Here is a 2,636-nt window from a genome sequence, read left to right as displayed (position 1 = left end):
CCACCGATACCGGCACGCCCACGCCATTCGCGTCGCTGTGCCGAGAGTTGTGGGCCTCTGCCGGGAAGACCCTGGGCAAGGGGCAGGACCATACCGCCGTTGCGCGCCTGTCCGAGCAGTTGGCCGGCGTGGAACTGGCCGGCAAGTCGCGTTAGGCCGCTTCAATCCGGCGCGGCTATGGCCGCGCCGCTTTTTCAACCTGCAACACAAGCATCCGCCAGGACAAGGCGGAGGGCCGGCTGCTGCCGGCACAAACAGCGAGGAGCAAGACATGAAGAAGATTTTCCTGGCGGCCCTGGGCTCCGGCCTGATCGCGCTTGGCGCCAACGCCGCCGCGCAGGGCTACCCCACACGCGCCATCTCCATGGTGGTGCCGTACGCCGCGGGCGGATCCACCGACGGCCTGGCCCGCATCGTGGCGCAGGCCATGGGCGAAAACCTGGGCCAGACCGTCGTGGTGGAGAACCTGGGCGGTGGCGGCACCATGATCGGCAACCAGCGCGTGGTCCGCGCCGCGCCCGACGGCTACACCATCACCTTCGGCAACATGGGGTCGCTCGCCATCGCCCCGTCGCTGTACCCCAAGAGCAAGTTCGACCCACGTCGCGACATGAGCGCCATCGGGTTGGTGGCGACCGTGCCGATGGTGTTGTCCGTCAGCAAGAAGAGCGGCATCACCACGCTGCCGGACTTCGTCGCGCGTTTGAAGAAGCACGGCGCCGACGTGAATTTCGGCAACGCGGGGTCCGGGTCCACCAGCCATATCGCCGCCGCCTACTTCATGCACGTGACCCAGACGCAAGGAATGCAGATCCCGTACCGCGGCGCGGGCCCGGCCATCGCCGACCTGATGGCGGGCACGGTGGATGCCGTGATCGACCAGACCGTCACGATGATCCCCATCCACGAGGGCAAACGCGTCACGGCCCTGGCGGTGGCCTCGGCCTCCCGCCTGCCGCAGATTCCGGATGTGCCGACGTTTGCCGAGGCGGGCGTGCCGGACTTCAACATGAGCGTATGGAACGGCATCGCAGCGCCTGCCGGCACGCCGCCCGCAGTGATCGCGCGCCTGGAACAGGCCTTGGCTGCGGCGCTGAAGAGCCCTGGCGTGCGCGAGTCGCTGGACAAGCTGGCGGCCCAGGCGCCGGCCGAGAAAGAGCAGGGGGCGGCCGCCTTCCAGACGCTGATCGCCCGCGACGTGCCGAATTTCGCCGCGTTGATCAAGGATGCCGGCATCACGGTAAATTGAGCCCTTCTCGGTTCGATTCCTTTCTGGGAGACCCCCCGCATGCGTCCGACCCTTTCCGATCCTTCCGTGCAAGAACCGCCCCTGTGCCTGGCGCCGTTGCCAGAGATGGACGCGGCAGCCTTCGAGGTGCCGTCCGGTGCGTGCGACACGCACGCGCACGTGGTGGCCACGGATGCCGCGGCCTACCCGCTGGTGCCCGAACGCACCTACACGCCGCCGCCTGCCCCCGAGTCCGCTTATCTGGGCATGCTCAAGCAGACCGGCATGTCGCGCGGCGTGCTGGTGCAGATCAGCGTGTACGGCACCGACAACCGCTACATGCTGGAGGTGCTGCGCCGCCATCCCGATCAGTTGCGCGGCATCGGTGTGGTGGCGCCCACCGTGACGGACAGCGAGCTGGCGGATATGCACGCCGCCGGCGTGCGCGGCTTGCGCATCAACGTGCTGTTCGGTGGCGGCATCGGCTTTGACGCGATGGAGACCTTGGCGCATCGCATCGCCGGCCTGGGCTGGCACATGCAGTTCCTGATGGATGCCCGCCAGTTGCCCGAGCTCTTGCCGCGCATGCGCAAGCTGCCCGTGCCGGGCGTGGTGGACCACATGGGCCACATGCCGGTGGCCGAGGGCGTGGACAGCCCGGGTTTCCAGGCCTTGCAGCATCTGGTCCGGGACCACGGCTGGTGGGTCAAGCTGTCCGGCGCCTACCGCATCAGCGACCGCTTCGACGATTTCAGCGACGTGGTGCCCTGGGCGCAAACGCTGATCGAGACGGCACCTGACCGCATGCTGTGGGGCAGCGACTGGCCGCACGTGCACCAGACGCGCATGGTCAACACGGGGCGGCTGCGCAACCAGCTGGCGCTGTGGGCGCCGGACGCCGCCGTGCGCCGCGGCATTCTGGTCGACAATCCTGAACGCCTGTACGGCTTTGCGCCGGCGCGGTAATCCCCCGGACCGGAACCCTCCAAGAGGCAAACCATGCAATGGTATAGAGAGCTGAACAAGACGGAACGGCGCACCTTCATCGCCGCGTTCGGGGGATGGGCCATCGATGCCCTGGACTTCATGGTGTTCACCTTCGTGATCGCCACCCTGATGACCCTGTGGGGCATCGACAAGGGCCAGGCCGGCATGCTCGGCACGGTCACGCTGCTGTTTTCCGCCATCGGCGGATGGCTCGCGGGCATCCTGGCCGACCGGTATGGCCGCGTGCGCGTGCTGCAATACACGATCCTGTGGTTCTCGGCTTGCACAGTGGCCATCGGCTTCGCGCAGAACTTCGAACAGCTGTTCGTGCTGCGGGCGTTGCAGGGCCTGGGGTTCGGTGGCGAATGGGCCGTGGGCTCGGTGCTGATGGGCGAAATCGTCCGGGCCGAGCATCGCGGCA

3 protein-coding genes are annotated in these 2,636 nt (G+C 67.7%); all 3 read left to right on the top strand.

Going from position 1 to position 2,636, the window contains the following annotated elements:
* Nucleotides 1-271 precede the first annotated feature (271 nt).
* Nucleotides 272-1,249, top strand: a complete 978-nt coding sequence (locus ACO6D5_RS29910; protein ID WP_485827414.1) for a Bug family tripartite tricarboxylate transporter substrate binding protein — start codon at nucleotides 272-274, stop codon at nucleotides 1,247-1,249.
* 39 nt (nucleotides 1,250-1,288) lie between these two features.
* The gene (locus ACO6D5_RS29905) at nucleotides 1,289-2,194 is read left to right on the top strand and encodes an amidohydrolase family protein (RefSeq protein ID WP_485827413.1); all 906 of its coding nucleotides are present in this window, start codon (nucleotides 1,289-1,291) and stop codon (nucleotides 2,192-2,194) included.
* 33 nt (nucleotides 2,195-2,227) lie between these two features.
* Nucleotides 2,228-2,636: MFS transporter (locus ACO6D5_RS29900; protein ID WP_485827412.1), on the top strand; the 409-nt coding region annotated here is incomplete at its 3' end.

The sequence above is a fragment of the Achromobacter sp. genome (assembly GCF_057314935.1).
This window is presented reverse-complemented; position numbering and strand designations above follow the sequence as displayed.

Excerpts from the sequence above, each read along its gene's own strand:
- ACO6D5_RS29910 (WP_485827414.1), top strand. The coding sequence starts at position 272 with ATGAAGAAGATTTTCCTGGCGGCCCTGGGCTCCGGCCTGATCGCGCTT.
- ACO6D5_RS29905 (WP_485827413.1), top strand. The coding sequence starts at position 1,289 with ATGCGTCCGACCCTTTCCGATCCTTCCGTGCAAGAACCGCCCCTGTGC.